The organism is Oscillospiraceae bacterium (genome assembly GCA_025757985.1).
Taxonomy (GTDB): Bacteria; Bacillota; Clostridia; order Oscillospirales; family Ruminococcaceae; genus Gemmiger.
Genome location: CP107210.1, coordinates 2,979,373 through 3,005,110 on the forward strand (window position 1 = coordinate 2,979,373; position 25,738 = coordinate 3,005,110).

A 25,738-nucleotide genomic window follows, 5' to 3' on the forward strand; every position below is an offset into this window, starting at 1 on the left:
TGCGTTTTTGGAAAGTTCATGCTACAATAGCTATAGAAGGGAGTGTGGAGGAAATGGTTCTCCAGTACTATGTGGTAGAAACTGCGACCGGAAAACAGATTGAGATCGATATTGAATCGGCAACCAACGAAGACCTGACCTCTACAAAGGAAAAGTGGCAATCTGATTGGACGAGTGAATTTATCCGCGATCCAAAGCTAGAAAAGTATGTAGCGAAAACAGATGCTGGCGAAATTGTAGCATTGGGTGCATATCGGGAAGATGATCACGGAATATCAGTTTTTATTGCGAATATTGAAGCGCATCCTGAGAGTAATCCGACAATTAGCACAGTGCGTAAATACGCAGGTATTGGCCGAATGATGATTGCTTATGGTATTCAATTGTCAATTGATAGTGGGCATGGCGGCATTGTTACCTTTGAAGCAAAAACAGATGAACTATATGATCACTACATCAAAGATTTTCATGCAGTTCCGATTTTTCAGCCACATTCGGGAGGCCCAAAGCTGCTTATGCTAGCTGATGAAGGCGCACAAGAAATTTTCAGTACCTACTTATCTTAAAGATTGGAGGGTTCAGTATGAAAGATCAAGAACTTGAACTGCAGGTTGCTCCTATGAGCAATGATACAATGGAATATTTGAATGTTTTATTTGGCGTATGCAAACGCTTTAAAACAGATTATTACCATGCAACACCGAAGCAGCGTGAATTTATTGATGCAGTGGCTACGCACGAGTATCAGTTAATGAAAGCCCATGAGAAAGGGTTGAGCCGTGCTTCTGTCCCTCCTTTTATGGGAATGAAGCGGAGCGAACGCAGCAATAATATGCCTGCTTGATAGTAAGAGAATAAGCTAACACAATAACTGCCCGCATAAACCACAGACAGCACCCAAGATGATTCGAGGGTGCGTCTGCGGCTTATGCGGGCCTTTTTATTTTGTGATTTTAATACGGATGGATGTTAAATTCCAAGGCTGACAAGAGTGGCCTTTAACTCCCTCGCCGTGCGGATAATAATTTCCTGCTCAGTTTCGTTGCAGTCTAATAAGAGGCGATGTAAATCGGAATCAGAGGAAGAAAGAGAATAATCGAGACTGTCAACCAGTAACGCATCGACAGAAATATGTAGAGCATTGGCGAGATCAACCAAGATTGGCAAACTGGGGGTCTTGACTCCGTTTTCAAGATAGGCAATATATTCACGACTACAGTTGGTCAAATCGGCAAGCTTTTCCTGAGTCATGCTGAACTTTAAACGATAAAAACTGATTCGTTTACCTAAAGCAATGCGATTAACGGACATAGAAAACATTCCTTTCTTACGCCCGCATAAGACATTACCATTATTTACGCTTTTAGTCGTAATAACAAGAAGAGAATAAAGAGTTCAGAGTACATAAGTGTTCACCCTCATCAATCGTGTATTCTGAAAGCAAAATGTAAACCACCTGTTTACATTCTGGAGCACGTGTAAACAGGTGGTTTACAGAAAAAATCATCTGAAAAGAGTATAATAAAAACATGAAATCAAGCTGCGAAAATAAAGTGGGGAAAACGAAATGGAACGGCTGCTGACACTGTATAGCGAAGTTCAGTCAACGGATGTACGGTGGTTGTGGTATCCGTTTATCGCAATCGGGAAAATCACACTGCTTCAAGGTGATCCCGGTGATGGGAAATCCACTATGATGATGAATCTGATTGCGGAACTTTCAACAGGAGGTAAGACCCCGGACGGATGCAAAATTGGTGCGCCGCAAAAAGTGATTTATCAGTGCTCAGAGGATGGCGTTTCAGACACGATTAAGCCCCGTCTGGAACGCTGCGGAGCAGACTGCAGGAAGATTGCTTTCATCAATGAAGAAGTTTATAACGGCCTTACATTGGATGATGAGCGTATCCGTCAGGCAATCATTGAATTTCGACCGCGATTGGTCGTGATTGACCCGATTCAAGCTTATCTTGGCAGTGATTCGGATTTGCAGATTGCCGGCAGGGCACGAAAACTGATGCGCCGTCTTGGAATGTGGGCTGCTGGCTATGACTGTGCCATCGTTCTGATTGGCCACCTCAACAAAAAAGAAGGCTCCAAAGGGCTGTACCGCAGTCTTGGCAGTATTGATGTTGTGGCAGCAGCACGAAGCGTCCTGCAGGTGGAGCGAGATACCGAGAATCCTGATATAAGAATCGTACATCAAATCAAAAACAGTCTTGCGCCTACGGCAGAAGACATCCGTTTTTCCATTTCCGCCGACAAGGGCTTTCAGTGGCTGGAATGCAGGCCGCAATCTTTTGAAAATCAGAAACCAGATAGAAAACCCGAATTTGAATCGGAACAGCAAAAAGCGGTCTATTGGATTAAGCATTTTCTTGAAAAAGGTGATATGAGCGCGAATGAAATTTATTGCCGTCTGGACAATGAGGGTGTCAGCAAACGAGTTGCGCGGATGGTAAAAACAGAAATGGGAATCCACTGCTATCAGAAAAAGCGGAAATGGTATTGGAGCGTTCAGCCGGAAGAAGGTGCTATGAATGGATCGCAAGTATAAGGTCGGTGGCTATGTGAAACTTGCAAAACTGTGGGAACGCTCCAAAGATGCAGCAGTAGCCTATCATAGTTCCTATTATGCCGAAAAATTCAGGGATGATGCCGATAAAAGGCTGATTGGTGTTTACATCGATATCACCGGGAATAAGGAAATTTACAAACGCCCGGAAATGGTGCATCTGCTCAAAAATTGCAAAAATGGTGTTGTCAATCTAGTTTTCTCACAGACAAGAGCCTACCTTGCAGCAAATACCTGTGATTTTTGTTTCCTGCTGAAATATCTGTTTGACTTGCCGATGCGAGTGGACATTGTCACAGACGATGACGATCAAAGAATCGACACTATTCTTGATGTTGATAACCAGCGGCGGAGTCTAAAAGAATTGGCTGAAAAATACACATCAATCCGCAGGAAAGACTATTTTGAGTGGAGAGCACGACTGGAAAATGAAATAACAAAGGCTAATAAAAAATGAATGCAGAATACATCCCAGCAGAATACGTTGAGGTGCTGCCGAGTGGGGCAGATTGGCAGAGCCGACATCTGGAATCTGAAAGGCGAAAAGCAGAGATTCGTGACAGAATCCATAAGCAGACAGATCACTACGAGAAAACGGCAAAAGATTATTTTCGCCCGGCAAAACCAACCCCATCTATTTACGACAGCGACCTGAAGCGTGTGGCGGTTTATACCCGTGTCAGTACCTCTAGCGAAGAACAGATTTCTTCAATTGAAAACCAGACTCTATATTACACCAAAAAGATTGCAGAAACGGAAAACTGGAATTTGCAGGACATTTACAGCGATGAAGGAAAATCCGGCACATCGCTGCGGAAACGCGATGCGTTTAAACGCATGATGCGAGATGCCAAAGACCAGAAGATGGATTTGATTATCTGTGCCAGCATTTCACGTTTTGCTCGGAATTTTTCAGATTGCATGACGCAGATCGCGGCCCTGAAAACCATGCACCCGGCACATCCCATTGGCGTGTACTTTGAAACGGAAAACATCTACACGCTGAATCCAAGCAGTCAATACAGTCTTGACATTCAGGCTCTTTTGGCAGACTGGGAATCGGGCAATAAGAGCCGCCGCATGATCCTTTCGTATGACCAGCGCATTATGACAGGCCAGTACCCGGTGGCCGACCTGATGGGGTATCGGCATACCAAAGATGGACAGTTGGTAATTGAGCCGGAAGAAGCAAAGACGGTGCGTTTTATCTTTCTGGCGTTTATCTATGGTTATAACTGCGATCAAATTGCGGCAGTGCTGACGCAGAAGAAGCGTAGCACCCTGCGTGGCAAGCAGGAGTGGAATGGCATGATGGTGGCAAACATCATGAAAAACGAACGTCGCTGGGGTGATCTGGAAGCCCGGAAGAGCATCGTGGTGGACTACAAGTTGGGCAAAGTTACAAAGAATAACGGGAATCGCTGCTCTGCCTACGTTCCAGAACATCACGAAGCAATCGTTTCGCCGGAAATTGCACGGGCTGCACATCTGGTGGCATCCAGCAGGAAGAAGTGCGGTGTGCAGGATATTGTGGTGATCCAGCAGGGAACATTGAAAGGCTTTGTGGGTATCCATCCGAACTGGAACGGTATCAATGCCGAAAGCATCCGCAGCCTTTGCCTGAGCACCTATCTGCCGGAAGAAGTGATGAAACTGAACGATATAGCAGAGATGAGGGCTGGGGCAATACTGGGAAAGGCACTTCAATCTGAATATATGACGGTTTCAGGTGCTTGCTTTATCAACCAGAGCAGTCCGGTTATGACGATTTCTAAAAATGGAATCCGTTTCAGCAAGGCTTGCCACACCCGGTTGGACGACTGCGAGTATGTGGAATTGCTCTATCACCCTATTCTGCAGGTCGTGATTTTGCGAAAGAGCGATCATGGCTGTTCAACGACGATGCGCTGGAGAGATGACAATGACGTTCATAGTGCTTTTTCAGCCAGAGCATTTTCTGGACTGGTCTTCCAAACATTGAACTGGAGAAGGAATTGCCGCTATCAGTGCCGTGGTATCTGCCGGGGTCAGGGAAATGCAAAATTTCTGATTTTTGAATTAGATGAGTCCCGGATTTTGACTGGGAAAAATCAGTATGAACAAGAAAATTGTTCGATGAATCTGAAATGCCGGTTATATCGGAGTAAATGGGTTCAGAGCATTACAGTTAGTGATGTGATGGAATCCGGCCAAGTCGTAGAAAATCCCATGATTGGTGCAATTCCAAGCAGAAATGAAGTTCAACGTGAACTGGATGACCTTTTGATGTCGATGTAGGAGGAACTTATAGAATGGAAGAAAAAAGCAGGGCGCAGGAACTGAGCGTTCGGGAAATCTCCTTGATTCGTGAACTTGCACAGATACGGAAAGAACATAAAAGAGAACTGGAGTACGAAAAGTTCGATGGCTATGAGTTGCCGCCGCGTACACAATTTTCCATGCTGAATAAGCCAGCAGTGAGCATAAAGTATGGCGTTATGAAATTCAATATGGCCTGTATCCGTCTTTTTGAAGGAATTAAGTATGTTCTTCCAATTCTGCATCCAAACAAGAAGCGGCTTGCGCTGATCATGTGCCCGGAAGAGGACAGTGCATCTGTTGAATGGGCAAGACAGAAGGACGAAAACTGGGTGAATAAGGATATTACCTCTTTGGAATTTGTGGAAAATATCTTCAAAATTATGAGTTGGAACCGAGAATGCCGCTATAAGATACTCGGACGGGTAGCGAACTCGGATCAGGGCCTTTGTATGTTGTTCGATTTGGAAGAAGCAATCATGTTCACCCCGAAACCACAGGAATACACGGACCCGCTTACTGGTGAGATGAAGAAGAAACAGATAAAGTTCTTCCCGGATGTCTATAAGGATCGGATCGGGAAATCTTATAATGATTACATCGCTGGTCATCAGATGAACCTGTTCGAGGATTTTATTGGGTATCAGGGCTCTGCGGTATTGGATGAGCCTGTGCAGGAAGAGAATACAGCGCCGAAGCCACCAATGAGACAGAAAAGCGAACCACCGGAAAATACAGTGCTACCCCATTTGTCGGAACAATCTGTGAATATGCAGCAATCGAGTTATGAGTCTGACGGGAGAGGAATGCCGACATGAATTCTGGGCGAGTTATGAACCTGCGAGTGACAATTCCGGCGGAAAGCCGGAGAATGAATGTTGGGAAAGATGTTATCCGTATTCTTGGAAGTCCGGCCTATATCTGCGTTTTGCAGAGGAAAGATCGGAAGTCTATTGCAATCACGCCGTGTGCTGCGGAGCATCCCATGTCCTTTAAGGTCCCGGACAAGCTACTGACCGATGGGCAGTGTCGGATGATGATTAACGGAATACAGTTCATTCAGGTGTTGCTGGAAGCAAATGGTCTGGCGGCAGGAAAAGACCATCAGTTTAAAGGACGGTATGATGCCGAGAAAAATGCAGTTATCATTTCGCTTGAAAAAGATGAACAAAGTGCCCTCTCGCCTCAAAAGTGTACAACTTGACATCACGTCCATTTGGTCGTATAATACGTCCAAATGGACGTGATGAAGGGAGCTAATACTATGAGTGCCGGAATTTTAGATGGCTTTCAAACGATAATTCCAACGGCAGCGGCTGTCTTATCGGAAAAACGACAAATATTAAGGCTGACGCAACAAGAGGTTGCTGATCGCGCAAAAATAACATTACGTCAATATCAAAGGCTGGAATCTGGGGAAAGAAACATTTTGACTTCTTCTTTTGGCTTGGCGTGCCGAGTAATTGAAGCTCTTGATATGGATGTTTCTAAATTCTATCATGGTGACTATTACCTTGAAGAAGTGAAGACAATGAGAGGCAAAGGGATTGCCAGCAGAAAAAAGTCATCGATTTAAAGGACGGCATGATGCCAAGAAAGAGCAATATGGACAAATCTATACTGAACGAGTAAGAATTGAAGAAAGCGGTACAAAAACAGATGTGACAAGATTGATTTCGGCACGAATGGCTACCGAATTTGAAAGGGGGCTTTATTATGGTAAAAACGAGTGAAATGTCTATGGAACTGAAACAGGAACTTGCATTTACAAAAGAAGAACTCGCAGAACTGGAAGCGGCAAAGAAAATGCCAATCACGTTTGATGCGGATTGCCCTGAAACCACACCTGAGCGGGCGGTTAAATTTAGAAGAGTTAATCCGCCGCGTAACAGAATGGATGCCCATGGAGCATAATCACAATCAAGAAAAGAACGTATAGAGCGCAAGTAAGCCCTACAAGGCTCAGATCGGTTCGGAACCGACTGAAACCCTTGTAGGGCTTATTTTTTTTTGTAAATTTTTTTGTTCCTTGCTTGACAACCGCATAGGGTCAACCAAGAAAAACCACGATAAATAAAGTGTTTCAACGGCTCGACTCGTTCAACAAAAGTGTTTATTTGCTGACAGGCTGCGGAGAAGCTGAAATCCAGAGGTTATAGGTGGGAGGTTTTGGTGCAGCTCTGTTTTGACCCACAAAATGAGCAGCAAGTAAAAAATTAAGGAGAACGAATCGAGCCTACGGTGGATTGCCATTGAGTGATCCGCCGTGGGCTTGTTTGCTGTTTTGTCAAATAAAAAATTAGTGAGGGAGAACAGAACTATGAAAAATTATAAAATCGCTGTGGCCGGCACGGGATATGTAGGTCTTTCGTTGGGAGTGCTGTTCGCGCAGCACCATCAGGTGGTTGCAGTCGATATTGTGCAGGCTAAGGTCGATATGATTAACAACAAGAAATCTCCGATTCAGGATGATTATATTGAAAAATACTTGGCAGAAAAGGACTTGAATTTAACCGCAACGCTGGATGCAAAGGCAGCATATAGCGATGCGGATTTTGTTGTGATTGCGGCTCCTACTAACTATGACAGCAAGACCCAGCACTTTGATACGTCTGCGGTTGAAGCTGTAATCAAGTTGGTTATGGAATATAACCCAAACGCCATCATGGTTATCAAGTCCACGATTCCTGTGGGCTATACGGCAAGTGTAAGAGAAAAGTTCAACAGCAAAAATATCATTTTCAGCCCGGAATTTCTGCGTGAATCCAAGGCTCTTTACGATAACCTGTATCCATGTATCTACATCATGCAGGTTGTTTCGCTCGGTCAGCATCGAGATCAGCTCATAGCAGAGTACCAGAGTGATGATGATTCCGGCAATCGGAACCACCACCGACTCTGATAAGTTCTGAATCATACTGAAAACGCTGCTGTTCCAGTTTTGTGGAGTGCGTCCAACCTGAGCCGCGATCTCACTTGTCTTTTCATTGACATCCGTGAACATCGTACTCATGTTGGACTCCACCATTCCTGTCAGAAGTTCCCGCATCCATTTTTCGATGGCTGCAAAGATATTATCGAACAATGGCGGGAGTACCTCCTATCGCGGGTGCTTAGCCGAACAGACCAGAGAGCAGAGGAATCAGCTGCGTACCGATGAGGATCACGCCGCCACCGCTCATGAGCTGTTTCATCCCCAATTAGGTGTAAAAACTCTGCTCGATGGCGGGCGGCGGCGTACAAAAAATCTATATGGTGTTGTTAAGAGAACCGTCCCGGCGGGACAGGTCAGGCAGTGACCTGTTCCACCTCCGGGATGGGTTTGAGATTAAAATGAATTTCGATCCTGAAATTTATGGAAGTGCTGCTATCTTCCACAAGATCAGGTTCTGAGAAAAAGAAGATTCTGGAAGAAGAGTTTGGCGTTGCAATGAGCGAAGAACTGGAAAGAGAGGTGCTTGAAGTGTGCAATCTTAGTCAAGGCGTAAGAGCCGAAGGTCGTGAAGAAGGCCGTCAGGAAGGCAGAATCGAAGGCATCGGAATTGGCGAGATTCGGATGCTGGTTCAGCTTGTTCGAGAGGGTGATTTACCGCTGGAGCGTGCTGCGGCAAAAGCGAAAATGACAGTTGAGCAGTTTAAGGAAACAATGGAGAACACCCCATTACAGGCAGTGTGAAAACAAAATAGCATAAGATAACGGATAGCCCTACAAGGCTCTGATGATTCAAAGAATTGTCAGAAAAGCCTTGTGGGGCTTATTTTTTTTGCTTTTTTGAGAAATTTTTTGTCCCTATCTTGACATCAGGGGGACTTGCGGCAGTCAGCTCCTCCGCATTTGCGGCACTTTATAGTGCATTTGGAAAATACGATGTGGTGCACATCCATGCCGAAGGGCCGGCGTTCTTTGCATGGCTGCCGAAGATGTTTGGGAAAAGAGTTGTAGTTACCGTCCATGGCATTGATTGGCAGCGCGAGAAATGGCAATCAGGACTTGGCTCTAAATTTATCCACCAAGGCGAAAAGAACGCTGTGAAATATGCGGACGAGGTCATTGTTCTGAGCAAAGGCGTGCAGGACTATTTCAAGGAAACCTATGACAGAGAAACTCACTTCATCCCCAATGGTGTGAATAGGCCAGAGATTCGGGAAGCAAAACTGATTACAGATAAGTTTGGGCTGAAAAAAGACTCCTACATATTGTTCCTCGGGCGTCTGGTGCCGGAGAAGGGCATTCGATATCTGGTCGAGGCTTTCAAGAATGTCAAGACGGATAAAAAACTGGTCATCGCGGGCGGTTCCAGGCACTACTTCAATACCGATTCCGCAACGTGAAGAATCTGAAAATACTGAACGAGTAAGAATTGAAGAAAGCGGTACAAAAACAGATGTGACAAGATTGATTTCGGCACGAATGGCTACCGAATTTGAAAGGGGGCTTTATTATGGTAAAAACGAGTGAAATGTCTATGGAACTGAAACAGGAACTTGCATTTACAAAAGAAGAACTCGCAGAACTGGAAGCGGCAAAGAAAATGCCAATCACGTTTGATGCGGATTGCCCTGAAACCACACCTGAGCGGGCGGTTAAATTTAGAAGAGTTAATCCGCCGCGTAACAGAATGGATGCCCATGGAGCATAATCATAATCAAGAAAAGAACGTATAGAGCGCAAGTAAGCCCTACAAGGCTCAGATCGGTTCGGAACCGACTGAAACCCTTGTAGGGCTTATTTTTTTGTAAATTTTTTTGTTCCTTGCTTGACAACCGCATATACCACAGTCATGTCCATTTTTACAGATGTTTTTGAATGAATTCTTTAACCGTTTTTTCATAAGTGTCAGGATCTTTGCTATAGCTTTCTGCATGACCAGCATCATTGACAATTAAGAGAGATTTTTCACTTCTGCAACTATTATATAGCCTATATTTCTCCTTTCAATATTTCCGACAAATTTTTTTGTCAACTGAATATACGGAGAAAAAGCCTTAGACCGAAAAAATCAGGAGGTATTGCAAGAAATCAAAAAAGCCCTCCCGCGTTTCTTGCAGAAATGCAAGTGCGGAAGGGAAACGAGTTGAAGTAAAAGTGATTTTCACAACAGCGAGTGAATAAAAGATGAATTTTCACTCCGGCCTATTGAAAATCATGAAAATATGAGTATAATATAAGTAAGCTACAATGGAGGTGCTGTATATGCAATATGAAAGCGAGCGCATTGAATATAAATCTCAGATGATCGATGACATTTATAAGGAGGTCATCGCATTTGCAAATACGGACGGCGGCGTGATCTATCTCGGTATTGATGATAAAGGCAACCAGATTGGCATTGACAATGTAGATGAAACCTACACGCGCCTGACCAACGGCATCCGTGATGCAATCGCACCGGATGTGACCATGTTCGTGCGGTATGTCCTCCAGGATAATAAGGTAATTCGGATTGAAGTCGGCGAAGGCAGCTATAAGCCCTACTATCTGAAATCCAAAGGCATGAAGCCCACCGGCGTTTATGTTCGTCAGGGCACATCCAGCGTTCAGGCATCTCCCGAACAGATTCGCCAGATGATAAAAGAATCAGACGGAGATACCTACGAAGATTCCCGCAGTTTGGAACAGGAACTGACCTTTGATGCTGCCAAAACTGCATTCCAGCGCTACGGTGTGGAGTTTTCCGTCGAGAAATACCGCGCTTTGGGCATCACCCAAAACGACGTGTACACCAACCTTGCGCTGCTGCTTTCCGATCAGTGCCATCACACGATCAAAGTTGCCGTGTTCAAAGATGAATTCTGCACAGAGTTTCGTGACAGCAAGGAGTTCGGAGGTTCCGTGTTCAAGCAGCTTGATGATGCGATAAACTATCTTGCTCTGTGCAACAAGACTGTTTCCACGATCAAAGGAGTTGTTCGCACGGATAAGCAGGATTACCCCGAAGAAGCGATTCGTGAAGCTCTGCTCAACGCCCTGGTGCATCGTGATTACGGATTCAGCGGCAGCATCATCATCAATGTGAATGACAGAAAGATGGAGTTTATTTCGCTTGGCGGACTTCTCCCTGGCCTTTCTACTGAGGATATTCGCATCGGCGTTTCTCAGCCAAGGAACAAGAAACTGGCAGAGATATTTCACCGTCTGCGTCTGATTGAAAGTTACGGTACAGGTATTCGACGTATTTTCAAGCTGTACGAAAACTGCCCCGTTCAGCCTAGTATTGAGGCAACGACCAATGCTTTCAAAATTGTACTGCCGAATATGAATGCTGCCAGTGCTACAAGCGAAGATGCACCGGCGACAACTGTCAAAGCCACAGCAGCCATCACCCCTCAGATGAAAACTGTGATGGATTATCTGGCAGAGTACGGCGAAATGACCGACGAAGATCTGCAGGAACTGTTGAACGTCAAAAAGACGAGAGCCTATCTGCTCGCCCGTCAGATGAATGAAAATGGATTGATCGAAATTATCGGCAGAGGCGCGGGTAAGAGATATAGATTGAAGTGAGGGACAATGTATGGCACGTTACAGCGTTAATAACTACACAGTTGAAACATTGCTTTCAAATATAAAATCTGGAAGCATTGCAATCCCGGAGATGCAGCGCCCTTTTGTTTGGGATAGCTCTAAAGTCAGAGATTTGGTGGACTCTTTGTATAAGGGATTTCCAGTAGGATACATCATTGTATGGCAAAACCCAGATGTTAAGCTGAAAGACGGAACAAAGTCCTCTGGCAAAAAGGTTCTGATTGATGGGCAGCAGCGTATTACGGCAATGGCTGCCGCAATAGTTGGGCAAGAGGTGTTGGACGACCACTATAAATGGAAACGTATATCATCAGTACGTCTATCAAGCCCTCCGTCGAGATCTTTGCCAAGCCGCCCCGTTGGATTCCCAAGGCACCTACCCTGCAAAATTATATCACGGTACTGACCCAGAGCGACATTCCCAAGGCGTTTCTCAACAGCTTCCTTACGGGATTGATGGCCGCACTGGCCTCTCTGCTCCTGGGCGGAAGCGCGGGTTATGCCTTTGCGCGTTTCCGCTTCCGCGGCAACAAGGGGCTGTCGCTGTTCATGCTGATCAGCCAGATGCTGCCGCTGACGGTGCTGATGATCCCCATGTACTATATGGAAAACCGCATGGGACTGATCGATACTCGTTTCGGTCTGGCCATGGCGCATCTTGTGATCTGTATGCCGCTGGTCACCTGGATGACGCGGGGGTATTTTAAGAGCATTCCCAAGGAGATGGAGGAGGCCGCCATGGTGGACGGCTGCAATACGGTGCAGACGCTGTGGCACATCATTCTGCCGCTGCTGAAGCCTGCGCTGGCTGCCACCGGCATTTATGCCTTTGTATCCTCGTGGAACGAGTTCGCGCTTGCCAACGTCCTCACCCGTTCGATGTCAAGCCGCACGGTTCCCATCGCGCTGAATGAATTTTCCTCCTTCTTCAAGGTAGACTGGGGGCAGACCATGGCCGCTGCGGCTTTGATCACCCTGCCGGTCGTCATTGTATTTATGTTGATTCAGAAGCAGTTCGTCGCGGGCTTGGCCAGCGGCGCTGTAAAAGGATAACGGAAACTCTGAATAAAATCGCCTTCGGCTGTGAGCGGATCTTTTTCGCCCACTCTTCGGTATTGAAACCGGGAAATACATACAGTATTCCGCCGCTTCCAATACCTCAATTGGCCGAAAAATCTCTCGCTCACGGCTCTTACCGATTTTATCAGAGCTTCCGAAAACTTCCCGGCGGATGCCGGATCATAATAGTAAAGGAGCGCTTAATTATGAGTGAAACAGGAAAGAGACTGGAGCAGCTGGGCATTCAGCTGCCCGTTCGTAACCGTAAGGGACAAGGCGTCGTGGATGCGGTCATCGAAGACGGCATGATGTATCTGTCCGCCCATCTGCCCGTGGATCTGGAGGGGAAGCCCGTGTACACCGGAAAGGTGGGCGCGGACGTGGATCTGGAGACTGCATACCAGGCGGCGCGCCTGTGCGGCCTGAATGCCCTGGCTACCATCAAGGACTACGTGGGAGAGCTGGATCGGGTCGACCATGTGGTAAAGGTTCTGGGTCTGGTGAACAGCGCCGGAGATTTTTCCAGCCAGCCGGCTGTCATCAACGGCTTCTCTGATCTGATGGTGGAGGTATTCGGCCGCCGCGGACAGCACGCCCGCAGCGCCATGGGTGCCTTTGCTCTGCCGATGAATGTCCCGGTCGTCGTGGAAATGATTGCAAAGCTGCGCTGAACGGAGGGCAGAAAATGGATACGATCAACCGTGTGTTTGTAGACGGTGCGGAGACCGAGCCGACCTATAAAAAGAAGAGGGGCATCGTGCTTCTGCGCCGGGAGGGGCAGTATATTTACATCTCCGGTCACGGCCCCGAGGATCAGGTGACGGGCAAGCCTTTGTTTTCCGGCCGGATTGGCAAAGATCTGACCCCGGATGAAGGCCGTCAGGCGGCTCGTGAGTGCGCCATCATCATTTTGGGCGCGCTGAAGGACACGCTGGGGACGCTGGATCGGGTGGAGCGCTTTGTAAAGGTGTTCGCTCTGGTGAACTGCGCCGAAGGATTTACCGATGTGGACGGCGTAATGGACGGATTTTCCGATACGCTGGCGGATGTACTGGAGGAGCGGGGATACCATGCCCGTACCGTAATGGGTACGCACAACCTGCCCAACGGCAATATCCCCTGCGAGGTAGAAGCCATCATCAAAGTGCGTGACTGAGATGGAAGACGGTGCGAAATTCTGGCTGCTGTCTGGTTACAGCGGCGCGGGTAACGACATCGTGCTGACAAAGGTGGACGCGGACGGAACGCTGACTGCGCAGGCAGCCCTGCGCACCGGCGAGAATCCCTCGTGCCTGTGTGCCGGAACCCGGCCCGGTGTTTATTACGCAGGCTGTGAACAGGCCGGAGAAGCCGCTGTACTGCGGCTCTCTGCCGAACCGTCTGGTTTACGGATCGACGGACGGTACGCGGTGCCGGGTACGGAGCTGTGCCATCTGCGCACCGTTGGGGGCGGCGTACTCGGCTGCTGCTACGGCAGTGGGGATGTGTTTTGGATGGAGCCGGGGGGACGTGTGCTTTGGCAGGCGTCTCCGGCACCCGGAGGCCACGCCCACTGGGGCGAGGTGACGCCGGATGGGGATGCCTTCGTCTGGGCGGATCTGGGCGCGGACAGCGTCTTTTTCTGCCGGCTGGATGACGGGCAGCCATGGGGCGACCCGCAAAGCGTTCCGCTTGCCCCGGGCAGCGGCCCCCGGCAGGTCATATTCCTGACGCGGGATCTGGCCGCGGTCATTTTGGAAAACGGCAATGCGGTGGCGCTGCTGCGCCGTGGAAATGCCGGATGGTCGGTGGAGGACACCGTATCCTGCACCCGGGCAACCGGGAAAAACTATCCCGGCGGCGCCTGCCTTGCGCCGGACGGAACACTGTTTGTATGTAACCGGGGAGCCGATACCGTTGCCGCGCTGCGGCTCTGGGACGGAAATCTGCGGTATGCAGGCGAATGGCCTGCGGGAGGCGTGTGGCCAAGGTGGGTTGCCTGCTCGGGGAACCTGCTGTTGGCGGCATGCCAAAAAAGCGGCTGCGTATGTAGTCATATCTGGGACGGAAGGGGTCTGCGGCCTGCGGACACGCTGAAGCTGGAACATGCATCCTGTGCGGTTTTGCTCGATTCCGTCCAGAGGGAGAGATTGGAATGAAACGTGTGATCCCACTAAAGGAGGGTTGGCAATTCGGCGGCTTTGATCCGGATGCTTTTTCCGTAGAAGAGCTGCTGACCGGCCGGCTGGAAACGGTTTGGCGGGATACCTCGGTACCGGGGGATGTCCACACCGAACTGATGCGCTACGGCGTTATCCTTGACCCGGCCGTGGGTACCAATGATGTGCAGACGCTCTGGGTGGAGCGGCAGGTGTGGGTTTATCAAACCCGTTTTTCTCTCGGAAGAGAGGAGCTGTCTGCCTCTGCGCTGGAGCTTCTGTTCGAGGGACTGGATACTTACGCGGACGTCTATGTGAACGGCAGCTTGTGCGGACACTGTGAAAACATGCTGGTAGAACACAGGCTGGATGCAAAACCCTTCGTATCGGAGGGGGAGAACCGGCTGGACATCGTCTTCTGGCCCTTTGGCCGGTGCAGCACCCGGAAAGCGCTTCCGGAGGGATTCTGGATCAACTACTCCACGGAGCGTGCCTATGCCCGAAAGGCCGCTTATCAGGTGGGATGGGACTGGACGCCCCGGGTCTGTACCGTTGGGGTGTGGAGACCCGCGTCCGTGCAAGCTGTATGGAACGGCGTGCTGGACGGCTTGCAGGCGCAGACCGTTTGCATAGAACCGGAGGAAAACCGGGCGGTGCTTCATGTGTGCGCCCAGTATCGGCTGTTTGGAACGGGAGAAGCCCGGGTGCGGTTTACCCTGGAAGATGACTGGGGTCACGCCTGTGCCTGCTGCGAATCGGAAAGCGGAGACGGCAGCATGACGGTGGAACGGCCGCGTTTGTGGTGGACTCACGATCAGGGGCAGCCTTACTGCTATATGCTGCGGGCGGAACTGCTGGATGCGCAGGGGCGCGTGCTGGATTGCCGTCAGCGCCGGGTAGGTATCCGCACCGTTCACGTGGAAGAGCGTGACCCGGAGACGGGGGAAGCCCGGTTCGTGATGGTGCTGAACGGCCGGAGAATTTTTGCACGGGGAGCCAATTGGGTGCCAGCCTCCAACCGTCCGGCTTCCGTGGACAAAGCGCAATATCTGACCCTGCTGCGCCGGGCGAAGCAGGCCAACATGAATGCACTGTGCATTTGGGGCGGCGGCATTTACGAGCAGGATGTATTCTATGATTTCTGCGACCGGGAGGGTATCCTGATCTGGCAGTATTTCATGTTTGCCTGCGGCGAATATCCGGGATTTGATCCGGAATTCGTGGAAAATGTCCGGGACGAGGTGACCAAGGCCGTACGCCGCCTGACCGGTCATCCCAGCATTGCGCTGTGGATCGGAAATGTGGAGTCCCGTATGCTGTGTGAGAAAATCGGATTGCAGCGGCCGATGTACGGACAGGAGCTGTTCGAGAAGCAGATCCCGGAATGGCTGCGGCAGCTGGATCCCAATGCGGTTTACCTTCCCGGCTCTCCTTGGGGAGAGGGGCTGGCCAACAGCATGGCGTCCGGCGACCGGCACAATTGGGACGTGTGGTTCAATGATATCCCCTATACCGATTACTGCAAGGATCTTACCTGCTTTGCCAGTGAGTTTGGTGTTCACGGCGCACCGTCCCGGGAGGTGTTCGAGAAGACCACCGGCCTGCGCGCGCCTACGTTGGAGAGCTTTGAAGTGCAGTATCTCAACCGGGATCAGGATTTGTCACGGATGCGGTATTATCTGAGGGAGTATACGGGAGAGCCGGTGACCCTGAACCGCTATATTGCAGATACCATGCTGATCCAAGCCTTGGCACTGGCCTGTGCCTGCAGCCATTACCGCCATCGGTTCCCTGATTGCGGTGGCGCGCTGATCTGGCAGCTGAACGATTGCTGCGGCGCACACAGCTGGAGTATTGTGGACAGCTGCAATATTCCCAAGGCCGCATGGTATTTTGTACGCCAGGCCTTTGCGCCGGTGGCGGTATATCTGGAGGAATGTCCGGCGAACGAAACCCGGGTCTGGGTGATGAACCACGGCAGCGAGGTGCGGGAAACTCGGCTGAATCTGGAGATCGGCGACTTTTTTGGCACACGGGTGCTGAGCGAAACAATAGAGCTTACGCTGGCACCGGGGGAAAGCCGCTGCGTGCGAACCCTGCGTGCGGGCGGCCGCTTTTATCCCAACGCGATCCTGATGAACCGTCCGCGTCTATACTATCTGGCAGCTGCACTGGAGGGCGAAGCGCGGCCTTACGTCCGCTATTTCGAGCGCCCGAAGGATTTGCTGCTCCCTGTGCAGACACTGGAAGAGGAATGGGGAGACGGATGGGTGAGGGTTCAAACCCGGCACTTTGCCCAGTTTGTACATTTGGAAGGTCTGCTGGAGGGCTTTGAGATCGAAGATAACTATTTTGATCTGCTGCCGGGAACGGAGCGTATCCTTCGCTTTGAGGACCCCTCCGGTCAGGAGCCGCAGGCGCGGGGGCTGCACTGGACATCCCGCAATCCAAAGGAGGAAAACATATGAACGGGAAATTTGACATACTGCTGCGCGGAGGTCGGGTCATCGACCCCGCCAACGGCATCGACGGCGTGATGGACGTGGCGATCAAGGATGGAAAAATCGCGGCGGTAGGATCTGTGCAGGGAGAAGCCGGGAAGGTGCTGGATGTCTCCGGCTGCATCGTGACACCGGGACTGGTGGACATGCATTGCCACTGTTATCCGTTCTTCCCCCATGCGGCGGACAGCCTGCCCACGATCCACCCGGATGCGCATATGTTCCAGCAGGGCGTAACTACCGCCGTAGACGCAGGCACCTGCGGCTGGCGTGATTTTATCCGCTTCAAAGAGGAGATCATCGACAAGGCCCGCGTGCGTGTATTTGCCATGCTGAACATCGCCTCCACGGGTATGGTGCATCTGGACGGCGAACAGGACTGCCGAGAGTTCCACCCCGCACTGGTGGCGCAGATGGCGAGGGCCTTCCCCGGCGTTGTGGTGGCAATTAAGACGGCGCACTACTGGGTAGGGCTCCCCTATGACGCCGACCATGCGCCGTGGGCATCGGTGGACAGCATGGTGGAAGCCGCTGAGTTGAGCGGCCTGCCCTGCATGGCGGATTTCCAGCCCAACGGCCCCGAGCGCACCTACCAGGATCTGGTGCTAAAACACCTGCGCCCCGGTGATATCCATACCCATGTATATGCCCAGCAGTTCCCCATTCTGGATGAGAACGGCAAGGTGAACGACTTCCTGTTCCAGGCAAGGGAGCGGGGAATCGTGTTTGACCTGGGACACGGCGCGGGAAGCTTTTGGTTCCGGAATGCGGTGCCTGCCCTGCGGCAGGGCTTCTACCCGGATACGATTTCCACTGATCTGTACCTGGACAACGTGGCGGGGCCGGTGATCGGACTGCTTCATGTGATGTCCAAATATCTCAGCATGGGAATGCCGCTGCCCGAGGTGATCATGCGCACCACAAAGCGCCCTGCGGAGGTGCTGGGGATGAAGGGCGTTGGCAATCTGTCCGTGGGCGGATGCGCGGACGTGGCGGTGCTGCGTACCGTGGAAGGGCCGGTTCACTTTGCCGACAGTGGTCATGCCAGAATGGCGGGCAATGTGCGGCTGGAATGCATGGCCACCCTGCGTGGGGGTGACATCGTGTATGATCCGTATGCCCTCGCCATGCCGGATTGGGAGACGGCGCCCGCGCCGTATTGGACAGCTCCGGGCGTGCTGTAACGAAATCCTTTGACGACCGCAAAAACGGCTTTCAGTTCTAAAATAAATGTTGGGGTCAGGCGTTATGCCTGGCCCCAACATTTATTTGTGGAAAATGGCTATGCCACCACATCCCGTTTGGTAAGAACCGCATCGGCGGCCAGGAGAAATACCCCGAGGAAAACGGTGCAGCTCAGGAAAAAGCCGGGGAGCTGGCCGGTCATGACATCCTCTGGTAAGCGCTCAATAACCCCCCGCCTAGCATTTCCCCCACCTCTATGAGATAATATCCCAAATCTCAAGTTGCTGAGTCTCAGCTATTTGAGAAACTGAAAAATGGGGTGATCAAATTGGAGACATTCTTGCCGTTCGGGATGAATACCGGCAAATCCAATGGGCGGCGGTAATTCAGGAATGCAAGGCCAGTGGGCTGACGAAGAAGGAATACTGCATCCGACATGGGCTTTCGGAAAAGAGCTTCTATTACCGGCAGAAAAAGCTTCGCACGCAAATTGCGGCCTCCGCACCGGAACTGGTACCGCTGGAGATGGCCTCGCCTGTTGAGGAGGAACTTCAAATCCGGTATCGTGGGGCCGAATTGAAGCTGCCGTCCGGCGTAGATATGGATGCCGTTGCGGCGCTTTTGCGTTCCGTTCCGTTCAATCGCTATGATGGACCTGACCAAAGTCCGCAGCTACTACCTTGCCTGTGGCTACACAGACCTCCGTCTTGGAATTGACGGACTGGCCACTGTGGTGACTCAGCAGCTTCGCGTCACGGAACAGCCCCGGGCTGTCGGCTTCCACTGCGCCCACGTGGTCGGTGTCCTGATGGGTGATGAGGATGTGGCGGATGGACTTGGGGGCGATGCCCAGCCAGCCCATTTTCTCCTCCAGCCGGTCGTAGTTGTAGCCCGCGTCGATCATGATGGTGGTAACGCCCTTGCGGTAGAAGAAGATATTGCCACCCACTCCCGGACACAGGCGACGTTTTCATCAATCCAGCCGGTGTTCAAGGGCTTGAAAATCTCCTTGCCACGGTACATTTTGCTCATTTCTTTTTTCTGAAACTCGGTTGCTTTTTTTGACATCAGAATCCCTCCCGAAAGCGCTCTTTATATGGTTAGTTAATGCTTACTGTGGAAACATTGTAGCACAGTGAAACGCGGTTTTCAATAGGAAATCCGCATTTTTCGCCGGAAATGGCGCTTATCCGCAGGGATGCCGGGATTCCCGGAGAAATTTCCGCGGGGGTGTCGATCTTTGACGGATTTTAGGGAGAAAAATCCCTTGACTTATCCGCGGACAAAGACCATAATAGTGGGGTGCTAGGAAGGATAGAAAAATATACCTTTGCCAGATTTACCGGGACAGCTTGAAAACGTACAACAATCGGGCAATGAGATTGCTAAGAGAGGAATGCCGACATGAATTCTGGGCGAGTTATGAACCTGCGAGTGACAATTCCGGCGGAAAGCCGGAGAATGAATGTTGGGAAAGATGTTATCCGTATTCTTGGAAGTCCGGCCTATATCTGCGTTTTGCAGAGGAAAGATCGGAAGGCTATTGCAATCACGCCGTGTGCTGCGGAGCATCCCATGTCCTTTAAGGTCCCGGGCAGGCTACTGACCGATGGGCAGTGTCGGATGATGATTAACGGAATACAGTTCATTCAGGTGTTGCTGGAAGCAAATGGTCTGGCGGCAGGAAAAGACCATCAGTTTAAAGGACGGTATGATGCCGAGAAAAATGCAGTTATCATTTCGCTTGAAAAAGATGAACAAAGTGCCCTCTCGCCTCAAAAGTGTACAACTTGACATCACGTCCACTTGGTCGTATAATACGTCCAAATGGACGTGATGAAGGGAGCTAATACTATGAGTGCCGGAATTTTAGATGGCTTTCAAACGATAATTCCAACGGCAGCGGCTGTCTTATCGGAAAAACGACAAATATTAAGGCTGACGCAACAAGAGGTTGCTGATCGCGCAAAAATAACATTACGTCAATATCAAAGGCTGGAATCTGGGGAAAGAAACATTTTGACTTCTTCTTTTGGCTTGGCGTGTCGGGTAATTGAAGCTCTTGATATGGATGTTTCTAAATTCTATCATGGTGACTATTACCTTGAAGAATTGAAAACTATTGAAGGCAAACGATTTGGTGACAGGGGAAAACATCAATTTAAATGACGGCATGATGCCGAAAAAAGAGCAATATGGACAAATCTATGCCGAAAAGTTTATATCTGCAAGCTTGATATGCAAAGCGTTTTATGGTAAGATGGAAGCACAATAGGGAGAGCATACACTCCCGTTGAATCTGTTGCTGGAAGTGAATGCTGATGGAAAACCAGCTTGCTTATGCGATAACTCAGACGAAATATAATTCGAGTGATGATAAGGCTGCTAAGAACAGCTGGTCACTAAAACTATATCGAATAAGCAGATAGGCTATACGAGGCTCAATTAGTTGAAAACCGATAACATAAGAATCCTAATAAGCAGTGAGGCATCTCTATGAATGAGCAATTGCTGAAAATGAATGGCTTATCGGTGGGAATTTTAGATGCACTATCATTTGAGTCGCATTTGGGAATTCCGTTGAAGAAGAACTTGCATTATTTTGATAAGGATTTGTTAATTGCTGAACTGATTTCGATGACTGAGTGGTTGGATGAACAGGAAATCCTTTCTAATATTGCGCTAGACTACAGGGTTAAGAGCTTGGATTCTATACTTTTGAAGTATGATCGTTACTATCCGGATCATCAGACACGAAAAGTGTTTAATGATATTCTGGGCTTCCGGGCTTTTTGTGATAGCTACGATCAAATATTAGAAGAAGAGTTTTCACCGTTCCGGATTGCTGATATGGCAAAAGGAAAGGCAGTGGATGATGGTTACAGGGGTGTCCATGTGTACTATCAGAAAAGTGGAAGACATTACCCCATAGAAATCCAATTTAATACGTTGTTTGATAGGCAATTAAATAACTGGCTTCACGATTATCTGTATAAAAAGAATTATCCCGTGGAAACAGGGAAGATAATGCGTGAAAAGTATGAAAATGGATTGATTCGGAATGAACATGAATTTAAGGAGGTGCTGAATAATGTGCTATTTGGTAGCAAAAGATCGTAATGCACATGGTTGTTTTGCTCTAAAAACGACGCATGGAAAGCATCTGGTGGAATTAAAAAGAGAATTGAACAGAGAGGTTGGATATAAGGGCGTACAGCTTGTAACAATCAGCAGGCCAACAGCGTATGGTGAGTATGCGCCTTACCACTTTGTGGATACAGAACAGGAATTTCAGACTCTTGTAAAGGGTCTTCGTCCATAAAAATGCTGTACGTGGGAGCAGTGTATTTCAGTTCAGGCGATTGGTGTGTGCTGGAATAATACCATCTGTAGTCAGGTTAAGCCCCCGAATTATGAATAAGAAGATAAGCCCTATAAGGCTCAAATTGGTGTAAGAACCGATTGAAAGCCTTGTAGGGCTTTTTTTTTACAAAAATTTTTGTTCCTTACTTGACAACCGCATAGGGTCAACCAAGAAATACCACGATAACTAAAGGGTTTTGACGGCTTGAGTTGTCCTTCAAATGTTTTATTTGTTGAAAGACTGCAAGAAGCGGGAAATCCTGAGGGTTATATGTAGGTGGCTTTTGGAAGCTCTGTTTTGACCCACAAAAAGGAGCAACAAATAAAGATTGAAGGAGAGTTCAAGCCTACGGTGGATTGCCTTTGTGCGACCCGCCGTAGGCTTATTGCTGTTTTATAAAGAGAAAAGTGAGGAGAAATATGAAAAAATACAAAATTGCAGTGGCTGGAACTGGATACGTTGGGCTCTCCCTTAGCGTGCTACCATGCCACTAATGAGAGTGACTACATCAGTTGGTACGATTTCACAAAAAAATCCACCGTCAGGCTAGATGGAAGACGGAAGTCCTGCCAGTGACCACGGCGGAGTATGGTCTGAGCATGGCTGCTCGTTCGTTCAATAGTCGTTTGGATAAGAGCAAGCTGGTGGAGGCAGGCTTTACTCCGCTTCCGACTTGGCAGGATGCACTGAGCCGTTACCTGAAAGAGATCGAGCAGTAATAGAGGAGATAGAAGAAAATGGGACAGATTAAAGTTGAGAAAAATGTTGGTGGTATTGAAGGGCTTTATGTGATTGAGCCTGCTGTTCACGGTGATGCTCGTGGCTATTTCATGGAAACCTACAACGAGAAAGATATGAAAGAAGCTGGAATTGATATTCACTTCGTGCAGGATAATCAGTCTATGTCCACTAAGGGCGTTCTGCGCGGTTTGCATTTCCAGAAGCAGTATCCGCAGTGCAAGCTGGTACGCGCTGTGCGTGGTACTGTGTTTGATGTTGCGGTTGACCTGAGAAGTGATTCTAAGAGTTACGGCAAGTGGTATGGTGTGACTCTGTCTGCTGAGAACAAGAAGCAGTTCCTCATCCCGGAAGGCTTTGCACATGGCTTCCTGGTTCTGAGTGATGAAGCAGAGTTTTGCTACAAAGTCAATGACTTCTGGCATCCGAATGATGAAGGCGGCATGGCTTGGAACGACCCGGAGATCGGCATTGAATGGCCGGAGTTGAAGGGCGAATACAAGGGTAGTGCAAGCGCAGAGGGATACACGCTGGAAGATGGTACTGCACTGAACCTGAGTGATAAGGATCAGAAGTGGTTGGGACTGAAAGACACTTTTAAATTTTAAGAACACAGGGGTAGGAAGAATGCAGTGGGAAAACGAAGTACAACACGTATTTCTGGTAGGAGCTAAGAGCTTAGGTGCATATGGCGGATTTACAACATTATCGACAGCCGTTACCGCAGCAGGAAACCACTGATCGTTACCACGAACCTGACCCTGACGGAGTTGAAGAACCCGCAGGATACCGCTCACGCCCGTATCTATGACCGTCTGCTGGAACTGTGTACCCCGATTGCCTGCACAGGCCCCAGCATGAGAAAGGATATAGGACAGGCAAAATTGAACTTGCTGAAAACACTTCTGGCCTGAATGGAAGGTATGCGAATCTCCAGGTGCGATTCATTGGCTGGAATACTGTTGACGGATGCTGGCGGAGCTATTTTTACAGGGACTATTGCCTGCTGTTCCATGACTTTCCCGGCTGCCTCATCCCTTAGCAGCGCCTGCCAGCGCATGAAGCTGGAATATGCAATTCCGTTTTCAGAACACCATTCACGGTTGGTTTTCCCGCTATGAGCACATTCCTTAATTAGGGCCAGATAATGCTGCTTTTTTAAGCTGTGATATTCACCCGCCATTTTTCACTCCACCTTTTTAGATTCTTAGACTTCTCAGAATCTATTGTCGTACTTAATGGAGTTGATTTCTAGCCGGGGGATTATTGATCGCATACGATGTACTTTTCTGTACCCAGAAAAATCGCCTTGAAAATTGCCATTTTGTATTGGAACGAACGCACTTTTGTGGTAATATTAATATGGGTTCTTCTACATAGGCGATTTACAGAAAAATACACATTTTGACAAGTAGAAAGTTAAATTATACAGGAGGGGCAGATGGAAAAGGAAGGAAAAGATGTTTACCTTATTCAGACAATGCTATTTTCATTAATATCTGCATGCATTATATTCGGATATTTTATTTTTAAAAGTGGAGGATTTTTCACAGTCGTTGATGATTTTAATGCACAGCAATTGCCATTTGCGACTGCAGTGTGGAACGTGCTTCATTCAGGCGATGTAGGAGAATGGAGCTGGAATATAGATTTAGGATCTTCTTTTATTACTACATTTAGCTTTTATGATTTGGGAAGTCCGTTTATTTGGTTGAGCCTATTGGCTCCAAGAGGTGTGTTCCCATATCTGGCTGGCTTTTTGTATATTATCAAATATGTAACTGCTGCAACAACAGCGTATCTTTATCTCAGACTTTTCGTTGATAAGCATCAATGGGCAGTGATCGGAGCACTTGTTTATGCGTTTTCTGGTTATCAAACGACAAATTTGGAATTTTTTCATGGGGGAATCTAAAATGAGGTTGTTTGATAAATTGTGGAATTGTTTTATGCTTTCCTTTAAAAAGGTAGATGCAGGAGACAACTTAGTTATCTACGGGAGACTCTATGTACATGGTAGAAAAGGCGGGGTAAAGATTGGAAATAATTGTATGTTGATGTCTAGTGAAAATGTCAACCCTACATCAGGCATGAATCATATTCACCTGGTGGTAGGAAGTGATGGTACACTCGAAATCGGAAATCGTGTTGGAATAAGTCACGCGAATATTACAGCATATGATAAAGTTGTAATTGAAGATGATGTTTTGATTGGATCTGGAGTGAAAATATGGGATACCGATTTTCATCCAATAGATTATACAGAACGGATAAAATCAGAGGTTGATGGAACAACGAAACCAATTGTTATACGAGAAGGAGCGTTCATTGGAGGCTGCTCAATAATATTAAAGGGTGCTGACATTGGAAAGAGAGCAGTTATTGGAGCAGGCTCAGTCGTGACGGGTAAAATACCAGATGATGAAGTCTGGGCAGGAAACCCTGCAAGGTTTATAAAAAAGCTAAAAAATGAACTGGTTGGAGAACGCGATAATGAATGACCAAAAGAACGCCTCAATTTGCATGAAAGAAGAGAGTTATATGACGAGTGGGAAATGTGAAATACTTTTTTCAATCATAACAGTCTGCTTTAATGAAGAAGATACGATTAGAAAGACTATTGAGTCTGTCCTAAATCAGACATTCTGCAACTATGAATACATTGTGTGTGATGGCGGTAGCACAGATGGAACATTAAAGATTGTTGAGTCATATAGAGCGGCATTTGAAAATAAGAAAATTCGATTTATTGTCCATTCGGAAAAAGACGGTGGAATTTATTTTGGTATGAATATCGGCGTGCGACTTTCGAATGGCGCATATTTAAATTTTTTGAATGCGGGTGATCAGTTTCATGATGATGAGGTACTCTCTAAAATAAGTCACTGTATACAAAAGGATAATATAGATATTTTGTATGGGGATATTATTAAAATTGAAAGAGGTTATGGCAAGAAAGAGATAGGCAGCCTACAAACAATAGAAAAGGGGATGTCTATTTGTCATCAGGCAATGTTCATTAAATCAGAGCTAATGAAAGAACATCCGTATAATACTCACTATAAAATTGTGGCTGATTATGATTTTACATTATCAATGTGGAAACAAGGTAAAAGGTTTGTGCATATTGATGAGATTGTCGTCAACTTTAGAGCAGGGGGAGTAAGCACAACTCAAGTTGAAAGAATTACAAAAGAGTATTGTGAGGTTCAAGAAAAGGAAGGCATTGCATTCGATTATCGAAATAGATTTGTCACAACAAATAAAAATTTGAAACATGAGAACATCAAGAAGAAAATTCCATTTTTTATGTGGGCTATATATAATCGCGTGCGTGGAAGGAAAAAATATTAA

At 48.1% G+C, this 25,738-nt stretch carries 31 protein-coding genes and 7 pseudogenes; 32 read left to right on the forward strand and 6 right to left on the reverse strand.

Annotation, left to right across the window (positions count from 1 at the left end; genetic code table 11):
• Positions 1-44: 44 nt before the first annotated feature.
• Positions 45-566 carry a hypothetical protein gene (locus tag OGM67_14105; GenBank protein ID UYJ34671.1) on the forward strand — a complete coding sequence of 174 codons (522 nt, stop codon included), beginning with the start codon at positions 45-47 and terminating at the stop codon, positions 564-566.
• A 17-nt stretch (positions 567-583) separates the two neighbouring features.
• The gene (locus tag OGM67_14110) at positions 584-844 is read left to right on the forward strand and encodes a hypothetical protein (protein UYJ34672.1); all 261 of its coding nucleotides are present in this window, start codon (positions 584-586) and stop codon (positions 842-844) included.
• A 125-nt stretch (positions 845-969) separates the two neighbouring features.
• Here the strand turns inward: OGM67_14110 and OGM67_14115 are convergent, their stop codons facing one another.
• A complete protein-coding gene (locus tag OGM67_14115) occupies positions 970-1,311 on the reverse strand; it encodes a helix-turn-helix domain-containing protein (protein UYJ34673.1) in 342 nt (113 codons plus the stop codon).
• Between the two features lie 256 nt (positions 1,312-1,567).
• On the opposite strand from OGM67_14115, the gene OGM67_14120 reads away from it, so the two are divergent.
• From OGM67_14120 to OGM67_14160, 9 genes and pseudogenes are all read left to right on the forward strand, one after another.
• On the forward strand, positions 1,568-2,557 hold the full coding sequence (locus tag OGM67_14120) for an AAA family ATPase (GenBank protein UYJ34674.1): 990 nt from the start codon (positions 1,568-1,570) through the stop codon (positions 2,555-2,557).
• Positions 2,541-3,032: a hypothetical protein gene (locus tag OGM67_14125; GenBank protein UYJ34675.1), complete on the forward strand. Its 492-nt coding sequence runs from the start codon at positions 2,541-2,543 to the stop codon at positions 3,030-3,032. Before OGM67_14120 ends, OGM67_14125 begins: the two co-directional genes overlap by 17 nt.
• Positions 3,029-4,852, forward strand: a complete 1,824-nt coding sequence (locus OGM67_14130) for a recombinase family protein (protein UYJ34676.1) — start codon at positions 3,029-3,031, stop codon at positions 4,850-4,852. Before OGM67_14125 ends, OGM67_14130 begins: the two co-directional genes overlap by 4 nt.
• Before the next feature lie 14 nt (positions 4,853-4,866).
• Complete coding sequence (locus tag OGM67_14135; protein UYJ34677.1) at positions 4,867-5,691, forward strand: hypothetical protein; 825 nt, start codon at positions 4,867-4,869, stop codon at positions 5,689-5,691.
• A 14-nt stretch (positions 5,692-5,705) separates the two neighbouring features.
• Positions 5,706-6,077 (forward strand): hypothetical protein, encoded by a 372-nt coding sequence (locus OGM67_14140; GenBank protein UYJ34678.1) that lies wholly within the window; start codon positions 5,706-5,708, stop codon positions 6,075-6,077.
• A gap of 60 nt (positions 6,078-6,137) precedes the next feature.
• Positions 6,138-6,449, forward strand: a complete 312-nt coding sequence (locus OGM67_14145) for a helix-turn-helix domain-containing protein (GenBank protein UYJ34679.1) — start codon at positions 6,138-6,140, stop codon at positions 6,447-6,449.
• A complete protein-coding gene (locus OGM67_14150; GenBank protein ID UYJ34680.1) occupies positions 6,421-6,606 on the forward strand; it encodes a hypothetical protein in 186 nt (61 codons plus the stop codon). Before OGM67_14145 ends, OGM67_14150 begins: the two co-directional genes overlap by 29 nt.
• Positions 6,590-6,787: a hypothetical protein gene (locus OGM67_14155; GenBank protein ID UYJ34681.1), complete on the forward strand. Its 198-nt coding sequence runs from the start codon at positions 6,590-6,592 to the stop codon at positions 6,785-6,787. The genes OGM67_14150 and OGM67_14155 overlap by 17 nt, the downstream gene beginning before the upstream one ends.
• A 406-nt stretch (positions 6,788-7,193) precedes the next feature.
• A pseudogene (locus OGM67_14160) lies at positions 7,194-7,667 on the forward strand (3-hydroxyacyl-CoA dehydrogenase NAD-binding domain-containing protein).
• Here OGM67_14160 and OGM67_14165 read toward each other — a convergent pair.
• Both OGM67_14165 and OGM67_14170 read right to left on the reverse strand, forming a co-directional pair.
• Positions 7,665-7,922: pseudogene (locus OGM67_14165) on the reverse strand (CD0415/CD1112 family protein). The pseudogenes OGM67_14160 and OGM67_14165 overlap by 3 nt on opposite strands.
• 64 nt (positions 7,923-7,986) lie before the next feature.
• Positions 7,987-8,070, reverse strand: a pseudogene (locus OGM67_14170) (Maff2 family protein).
• A 158-nt stretch (positions 8,071-8,228) separates the two neighbouring features.
• Between OGM67_14170 and OGM67_14175 the strand changes: the two are divergent.
• From OGM67_14175 to OGM67_14225, 11 genes and pseudogenes are all read left to right on the forward strand, one after another.
• The gene (locus OGM67_14175; protein UYJ34682.1) at positions 8,229-8,549 is read left to right on the forward strand and encodes a hypothetical protein; all 321 of its coding nucleotides are present in this window, start codon (positions 8,229-8,231) and stop codon (positions 8,547-8,549) included.
• Positions 8,550-8,680: 131 nt separating this feature from the next.
• Positions 8,681-9,172, forward strand: a pseudogene (locus OGM67_14180) (glycosyltransferase family 4 protein).
• Between the two features lie 143 nt (positions 9,173-9,315).
• Complete coding sequence (locus tag OGM67_14185) at positions 9,316-9,513, forward strand: hypothetical protein (protein ID UYJ34683.1); 198 nt, start codon at positions 9,316-9,318, stop codon at positions 9,511-9,513.
• A 554-nt stretch (positions 9,514-10,067) separates the two neighbouring features.
• The gene (locus OGM67_14190) at positions 10,068-11,378 is read left to right on the forward strand and encodes a putative DNA binding domain-containing protein (protein ID UYJ34684.1); all 1,311 of its coding nucleotides are present in this window, start codon (positions 10,068-10,070) and stop codon (positions 11,376-11,378) included.
• A 10-nt stretch (positions 11,379-11,388) separates the two neighbouring features.
• Positions 11,389-11,805: a DUF262 domain-containing protein gene (locus OGM67_14195; GenBank protein ID UYJ34685.1), complete on the forward strand. Its 417-nt coding sequence runs from the start codon at positions 11,389-11,391 to the stop codon at positions 11,803-11,805.
• The gene (locus OGM67_14200; protein UYJ34686.1) at positions 11,694-12,452 is read left to right on the forward strand and encodes a carbohydrate ABC transporter permease; all 759 of its coding nucleotides are present in this window, start codon (positions 11,694-11,696) and stop codon (positions 12,450-12,452) included. Before OGM67_14195 ends, OGM67_14200 begins: the two co-directional genes overlap by 112 nt.
• Positions 12,453-12,664: 212 nt before the next feature.
• Positions 12,665-13,129 carry a RidA family protein gene (locus OGM67_14205; protein ID UYJ34687.1) on the forward strand — a complete coding sequence of 155 codons (465 nt, stop codon included), beginning with the start codon at positions 12,665-12,667 and terminating at the stop codon, positions 13,127-13,129.
• 14 nt (positions 13,130-13,143) lie between these two features.
• A complete protein-coding gene (locus OGM67_14210; protein UYJ34688.1) occupies positions 13,144-13,614 on the forward strand; it encodes a RidA family protein in 471 nt (156 codons plus the stop codon).
• A gap of 1 nt (position 13,615) precedes the next feature.
• A complete protein-coding gene (locus tag OGM67_14215) occupies positions 13,616-14,596 on the forward strand; it encodes a lactonase family protein (GenBank protein ID UYJ36240.1) in 981 nt (326 codons plus the stop codon).
• The gene (locus tag OGM67_14220; GenBank protein ID UYJ34689.1) at positions 14,593-17,064 is read left to right on the forward strand and encodes a hypothetical protein; all 2,472 of its coding nucleotides are present in this window, start codon (positions 14,593-14,595) and stop codon (positions 17,062-17,064) included. Before OGM67_14215 ends, OGM67_14220 begins: the two co-directional genes overlap by 4 nt.
• Complete coding sequence (locus tag OGM67_14225) at positions 17,061-18,281, forward strand: amidohydrolase/deacetylase family metallohydrolase (GenBank protein UYJ34690.1); 1,221 nt, start codon at positions 17,061-17,063, stop codon at positions 18,279-18,281. The genes OGM67_14220 and OGM67_14225 overlap by 4 nt, the downstream gene beginning before the upstream one ends.
• Positions 18,282-18,573: 292 nt before the next feature.
• Here the strand turns inward: OGM67_14225 and OGM67_14230 are convergent, their stop codons facing one another.
• Positions 18,574-18,771 carry a hypothetical protein gene (locus OGM67_14230; GenBank protein ID UYJ34691.1) on the reverse strand — a complete coding sequence of 66 codons (198 nt, stop codon included), beginning with the start codon at positions 18,769-18,771 and terminating at the stop codon, positions 18,574-18,576.
• Positions 18,772-19,030: 259 nt separating this feature from the next.
• Positions 19,031-19,350: pseudogene (locus OGM67_14235) on the reverse strand (MBL fold metallo-hydrolase).
• Between the two features lie 354 nt (positions 19,351-19,704).
• On the opposite strand from OGM67_14235, the gene OGM67_14240 reads away from it, so the two are divergent.
• The 7 genes and pseudogenes from OGM67_14240 (at position 19,705) to OGM67_14270 (ending at position 23,298) form a co-directional block, all read left to right on the forward strand.
• Positions 19,705-20,076 carry a hypothetical protein gene (locus OGM67_14240; protein ID UYJ34692.1) on the forward strand — a complete coding sequence of 124 codons (372 nt, stop codon included), beginning with the start codon at positions 19,705-19,707 and terminating at the stop codon, positions 20,074-20,076.
• A 60-nt stretch (positions 20,077-20,136) separates the two neighbouring features.
• Complete coding sequence (locus OGM67_14245) at positions 20,137-20,451, forward strand: helix-turn-helix domain-containing protein (GenBank protein UYJ34693.1); 315 nt, start codon at positions 20,137-20,139, stop codon at positions 20,449-20,451.
• 327 nt (positions 20,452-20,778) lie between these two features.
• Positions 20,779-21,402 carry a RelA/SpoT domain-containing protein gene (locus tag OGM67_14250; GenBank protein UYJ34694.1) on the forward strand — a complete coding sequence of 208 codons (624 nt, stop codon included), beginning with the start codon at positions 20,779-20,781 and terminating at the stop codon, positions 21,400-21,402.
• The gene (locus tag OGM67_14255) at positions 21,374-21,604 is read left to right on the forward strand and encodes a hypothetical protein (GenBank protein UYJ34695.1); all 231 of its coding nucleotides are present in this window, start codon (positions 21,374-21,376) and stop codon (positions 21,602-21,604) included. The genes OGM67_14250 and OGM67_14255 overlap by 29 nt, the downstream gene beginning before the upstream one ends.
• A 522-nt stretch (positions 21,605-22,126) precedes the next feature.
• Positions 22,127-22,365, forward strand: a pseudogene (locus OGM67_14260) (sugar nucleotide-binding protein).
• An 18-nt stretch (positions 22,366-22,383) separates the two neighbouring features.
• Positions 22,384-22,992 (forward strand): dTDP-4-dehydrorhamnose 3,5-epimerase, encoded by a 609-nt coding sequence (rfbC, locus tag OGM67_14265; protein UYJ34696.1) that lies wholly within the window; start codon positions 22,384-22,386, stop codon positions 22,990-22,992.
• An 84-nt stretch (positions 22,993-23,076) separates the two neighbouring features.
• Positions 23,077-23,298, forward strand: a pseudogene (locus OGM67_14270) (ATP-binding protein).
• Here OGM67_14270 and OGM67_14275 read toward each other — a convergent pair.
• Positions 23,190-23,567, reverse strand: a complete 378-nt coding sequence (locus tag OGM67_14275) for a hypothetical protein (GenBank protein UYJ34697.1) — start codon at positions 23,565-23,567, stop codon at positions 23,190-23,192. The pseudogene OGM67_14270 and the gene OGM67_14275 overlap by 109 nt on opposite strands.
• A 258-nt stretch (positions 23,568-23,825) precedes the next feature.
• On the opposite strand from OGM67_14275, the gene OGM67_14280 reads away from it, so the two are divergent.
• From OGM67_14280 to OGM67_14290, 3 genes are read left to right on the forward strand one after another with little or no spacing between them, the layout of a single operon-like run.
• Positions 23,826-24,299: a YfhO family protein gene (locus tag OGM67_14280; GenBank protein ID UYJ34698.1), complete on the forward strand. Its 474-nt coding sequence runs from the start codon at positions 23,826-23,828 to the stop codon at positions 24,297-24,299.
• The gene (locus OGM67_14285; protein ID UYJ34699.1) at positions 24,244-24,885 is read left to right on the forward strand and encodes an acyltransferase; all 642 of its coding nucleotides are present in this window, start codon (positions 24,244-24,246) and stop codon (positions 24,883-24,885) included. Before OGM67_14280 ends, OGM67_14285 begins: the two co-directional genes overlap by 56 nt.
• A 22-nt stretch (positions 24,886-24,907) precedes the next feature.
• A complete protein-coding gene (locus OGM67_14290; GenBank protein ID UYJ34700.1) occupies positions 24,908-25,738 on the forward strand; it encodes a glycosyltransferase in 831 nt (276 codons plus the stop codon).

Excerpts from the sequence above, each read along its gene's own strand:
- OGM67_14110 (UYJ34672.1), top strand. The coding sequence starts at position 584 with ATGAAAGATCAAGAACTTGAACTGCAGGTTGCTCCTATGAGCAATGAT.
- OGM67_14115 (UYJ34673.1), bottom strand. The coding sequence starts at position 1,311 with ATGTCCGTTAATCGCATTGCTTTAGGTAAACGAATCAGTTTTTATCGT.
- OGM67_14120 (UYJ34674.1), top strand. The coding sequence starts at position 1,568 with ATGGAACGGCTGCTGACACTGTATAGCGAAGTTCAGTCAACGGATGTA.
- OGM67_14125 (UYJ34675.1), top strand. The coding sequence starts at position 2,541 with ATGGATCGCAAGTATAAGGTCGGTGGCTATGTGAAACTTGCAAAACTG.
- OGM67_14130 (UYJ34676.1), top strand. The coding sequence starts at position 3,029 with ATGAATGCAGAATACATCCCAGCAGAATACGTTGAGGTGCTGCCGAGT.
- OGM67_14135 (UYJ34677.1), top strand. The coding sequence starts at position 4,867 with ATGGAAGAAAAAAGCAGGGCGCAGGAACTGAGCGTTCGGGAAATCTCC.
- OGM67_14140 (UYJ34678.1), top strand. The coding sequence starts at position 5,706 with ATGAACCTGCGAGTGACAATTCCGGCGGAAAGCCGGAGAATGAATGTT.
- OGM67_14145 (UYJ34679.1), top strand. The coding sequence starts at position 6,138 with ATGAGTGCCGGAATTTTAGATGGCTTTCAAACGATAATTCCAACGGCA.
- OGM67_14155 (UYJ34681.1), top strand. The coding sequence starts at position 6,590 with ATGGTAAAAACGAGTGAAATGTCTATGGAACTGAAACAGGAACTTGCA.
- OGM67_14175 (UYJ34682.1), top strand. The coding sequence starts at position 8,229 with ATGGAAGTGCTGCTATCTTCCACAAGATCAGGTTCTGAGAAAAAGAAG.
- OGM67_14185 (UYJ34683.1), top strand. The coding sequence starts at position 9,316 with ATGGTAAAAACGAGTGAAATGTCTATGGAACTGAAACAGGAACTTGCA.
- OGM67_14190 (UYJ34684.1), top strand. The coding sequence starts at position 10,068 with ATGCAATATGAAAGCGAGCGCATTGAATATAAATCTCAGATGATCGAT.
- OGM67_14195 (UYJ34685.1), top strand. The coding sequence starts at position 11,389 with ATGGCACGTTACAGCGTTAATAACTACACAGTTGAAACATTGCTTTCA.
- OGM67_14200 (UYJ34686.1), top strand. The coding sequence starts at position 11,694 with ATGGAAACGTATATCATCAGTACGTCTATCAAGCCCTCCGTCGAGATC.
- OGM67_14205 (UYJ34687.1), top strand. The coding sequence starts at position 12,665 with ATGAGTGAAACAGGAAAGAGACTGGAGCAGCTGGGCATTCAGCTGCCC.
- OGM67_14210 (UYJ34688.1), top strand. The coding sequence starts at position 13,144 with ATGGATACGATCAACCGTGTGTTTGTAGACGGTGCGGAGACCGAGCCG.
- OGM67_14215 (UYJ36240.1), top strand. The coding sequence starts at position 13,616 with ATGGAAGACGGTGCGAAATTCTGGCTGCTGTCTGGTTACAGCGGCGCG.
- OGM67_14220 (UYJ34689.1), top strand. The coding sequence starts at position 14,593 with ATGAAACGTGTGATCCCACTAAAGGAGGGTTGGCAATTCGGCGGCTTT.
- OGM67_14225 (UYJ34690.1), top strand. The coding sequence starts at position 17,061 with ATGAACGGGAAATTTGACATACTGCTGCGCGGAGGTCGGGTCATCGAC.
- OGM67_14240 (UYJ34692.1), top strand. The coding sequence starts at position 19,705 with ATGAACCTGCGAGTGACAATTCCGGCGGAAAGCCGGAGAATGAATGTT.
- OGM67_14245 (UYJ34693.1), top strand. The coding sequence starts at position 20,137 with ATGAGTGCCGGAATTTTAGATGGCTTTCAAACGATAATTCCAACGGCA.
- OGM67_14250 (UYJ34694.1), top strand. The coding sequence starts at position 20,779 with ATGAATGAGCAATTGCTGAAAATGAATGGCTTATCGGTGGGAATTTTA.
- OGM67_14255 (UYJ34695.1), top strand. The coding sequence starts at position 21,374 with ATGTGCTATTTGGTAGCAAAAGATCGTAATGCACATGGTTGTTTTGCT.
- rfbC (UYJ34696.1), top strand. The coding sequence starts at position 22,384 with ATGGGACAGATTAAAGTTGAGAAAAATGTTGGTGGTATTGAAGGGCTT.
- OGM67_14275 (UYJ34697.1), bottom strand. The coding sequence starts at position 23,567 with ATGGCGGGTGAATATCACAGCTTAAAAAAGCAGCATTATCTGGCCCTA.
- OGM67_14280 (UYJ34698.1), top strand. The coding sequence starts at position 23,826 with ATGGAAAAGGAAGGAAAAGATGTTTACCTTATTCAGACAATGCTATTT.
- OGM67_14285 (UYJ34699.1), top strand. The coding sequence starts at position 24,244 with ATGCGTTTTCTGGTTATCAAACGACAAATTTGGAATTTTTTCATGGGG.
- OGM67_14290 (UYJ34700.1), top strand. The coding sequence starts at position 24,908 with ATGAAAGAAGAGAGTTATATGACGAGTGGGAAATGTGAAATACTTTTT.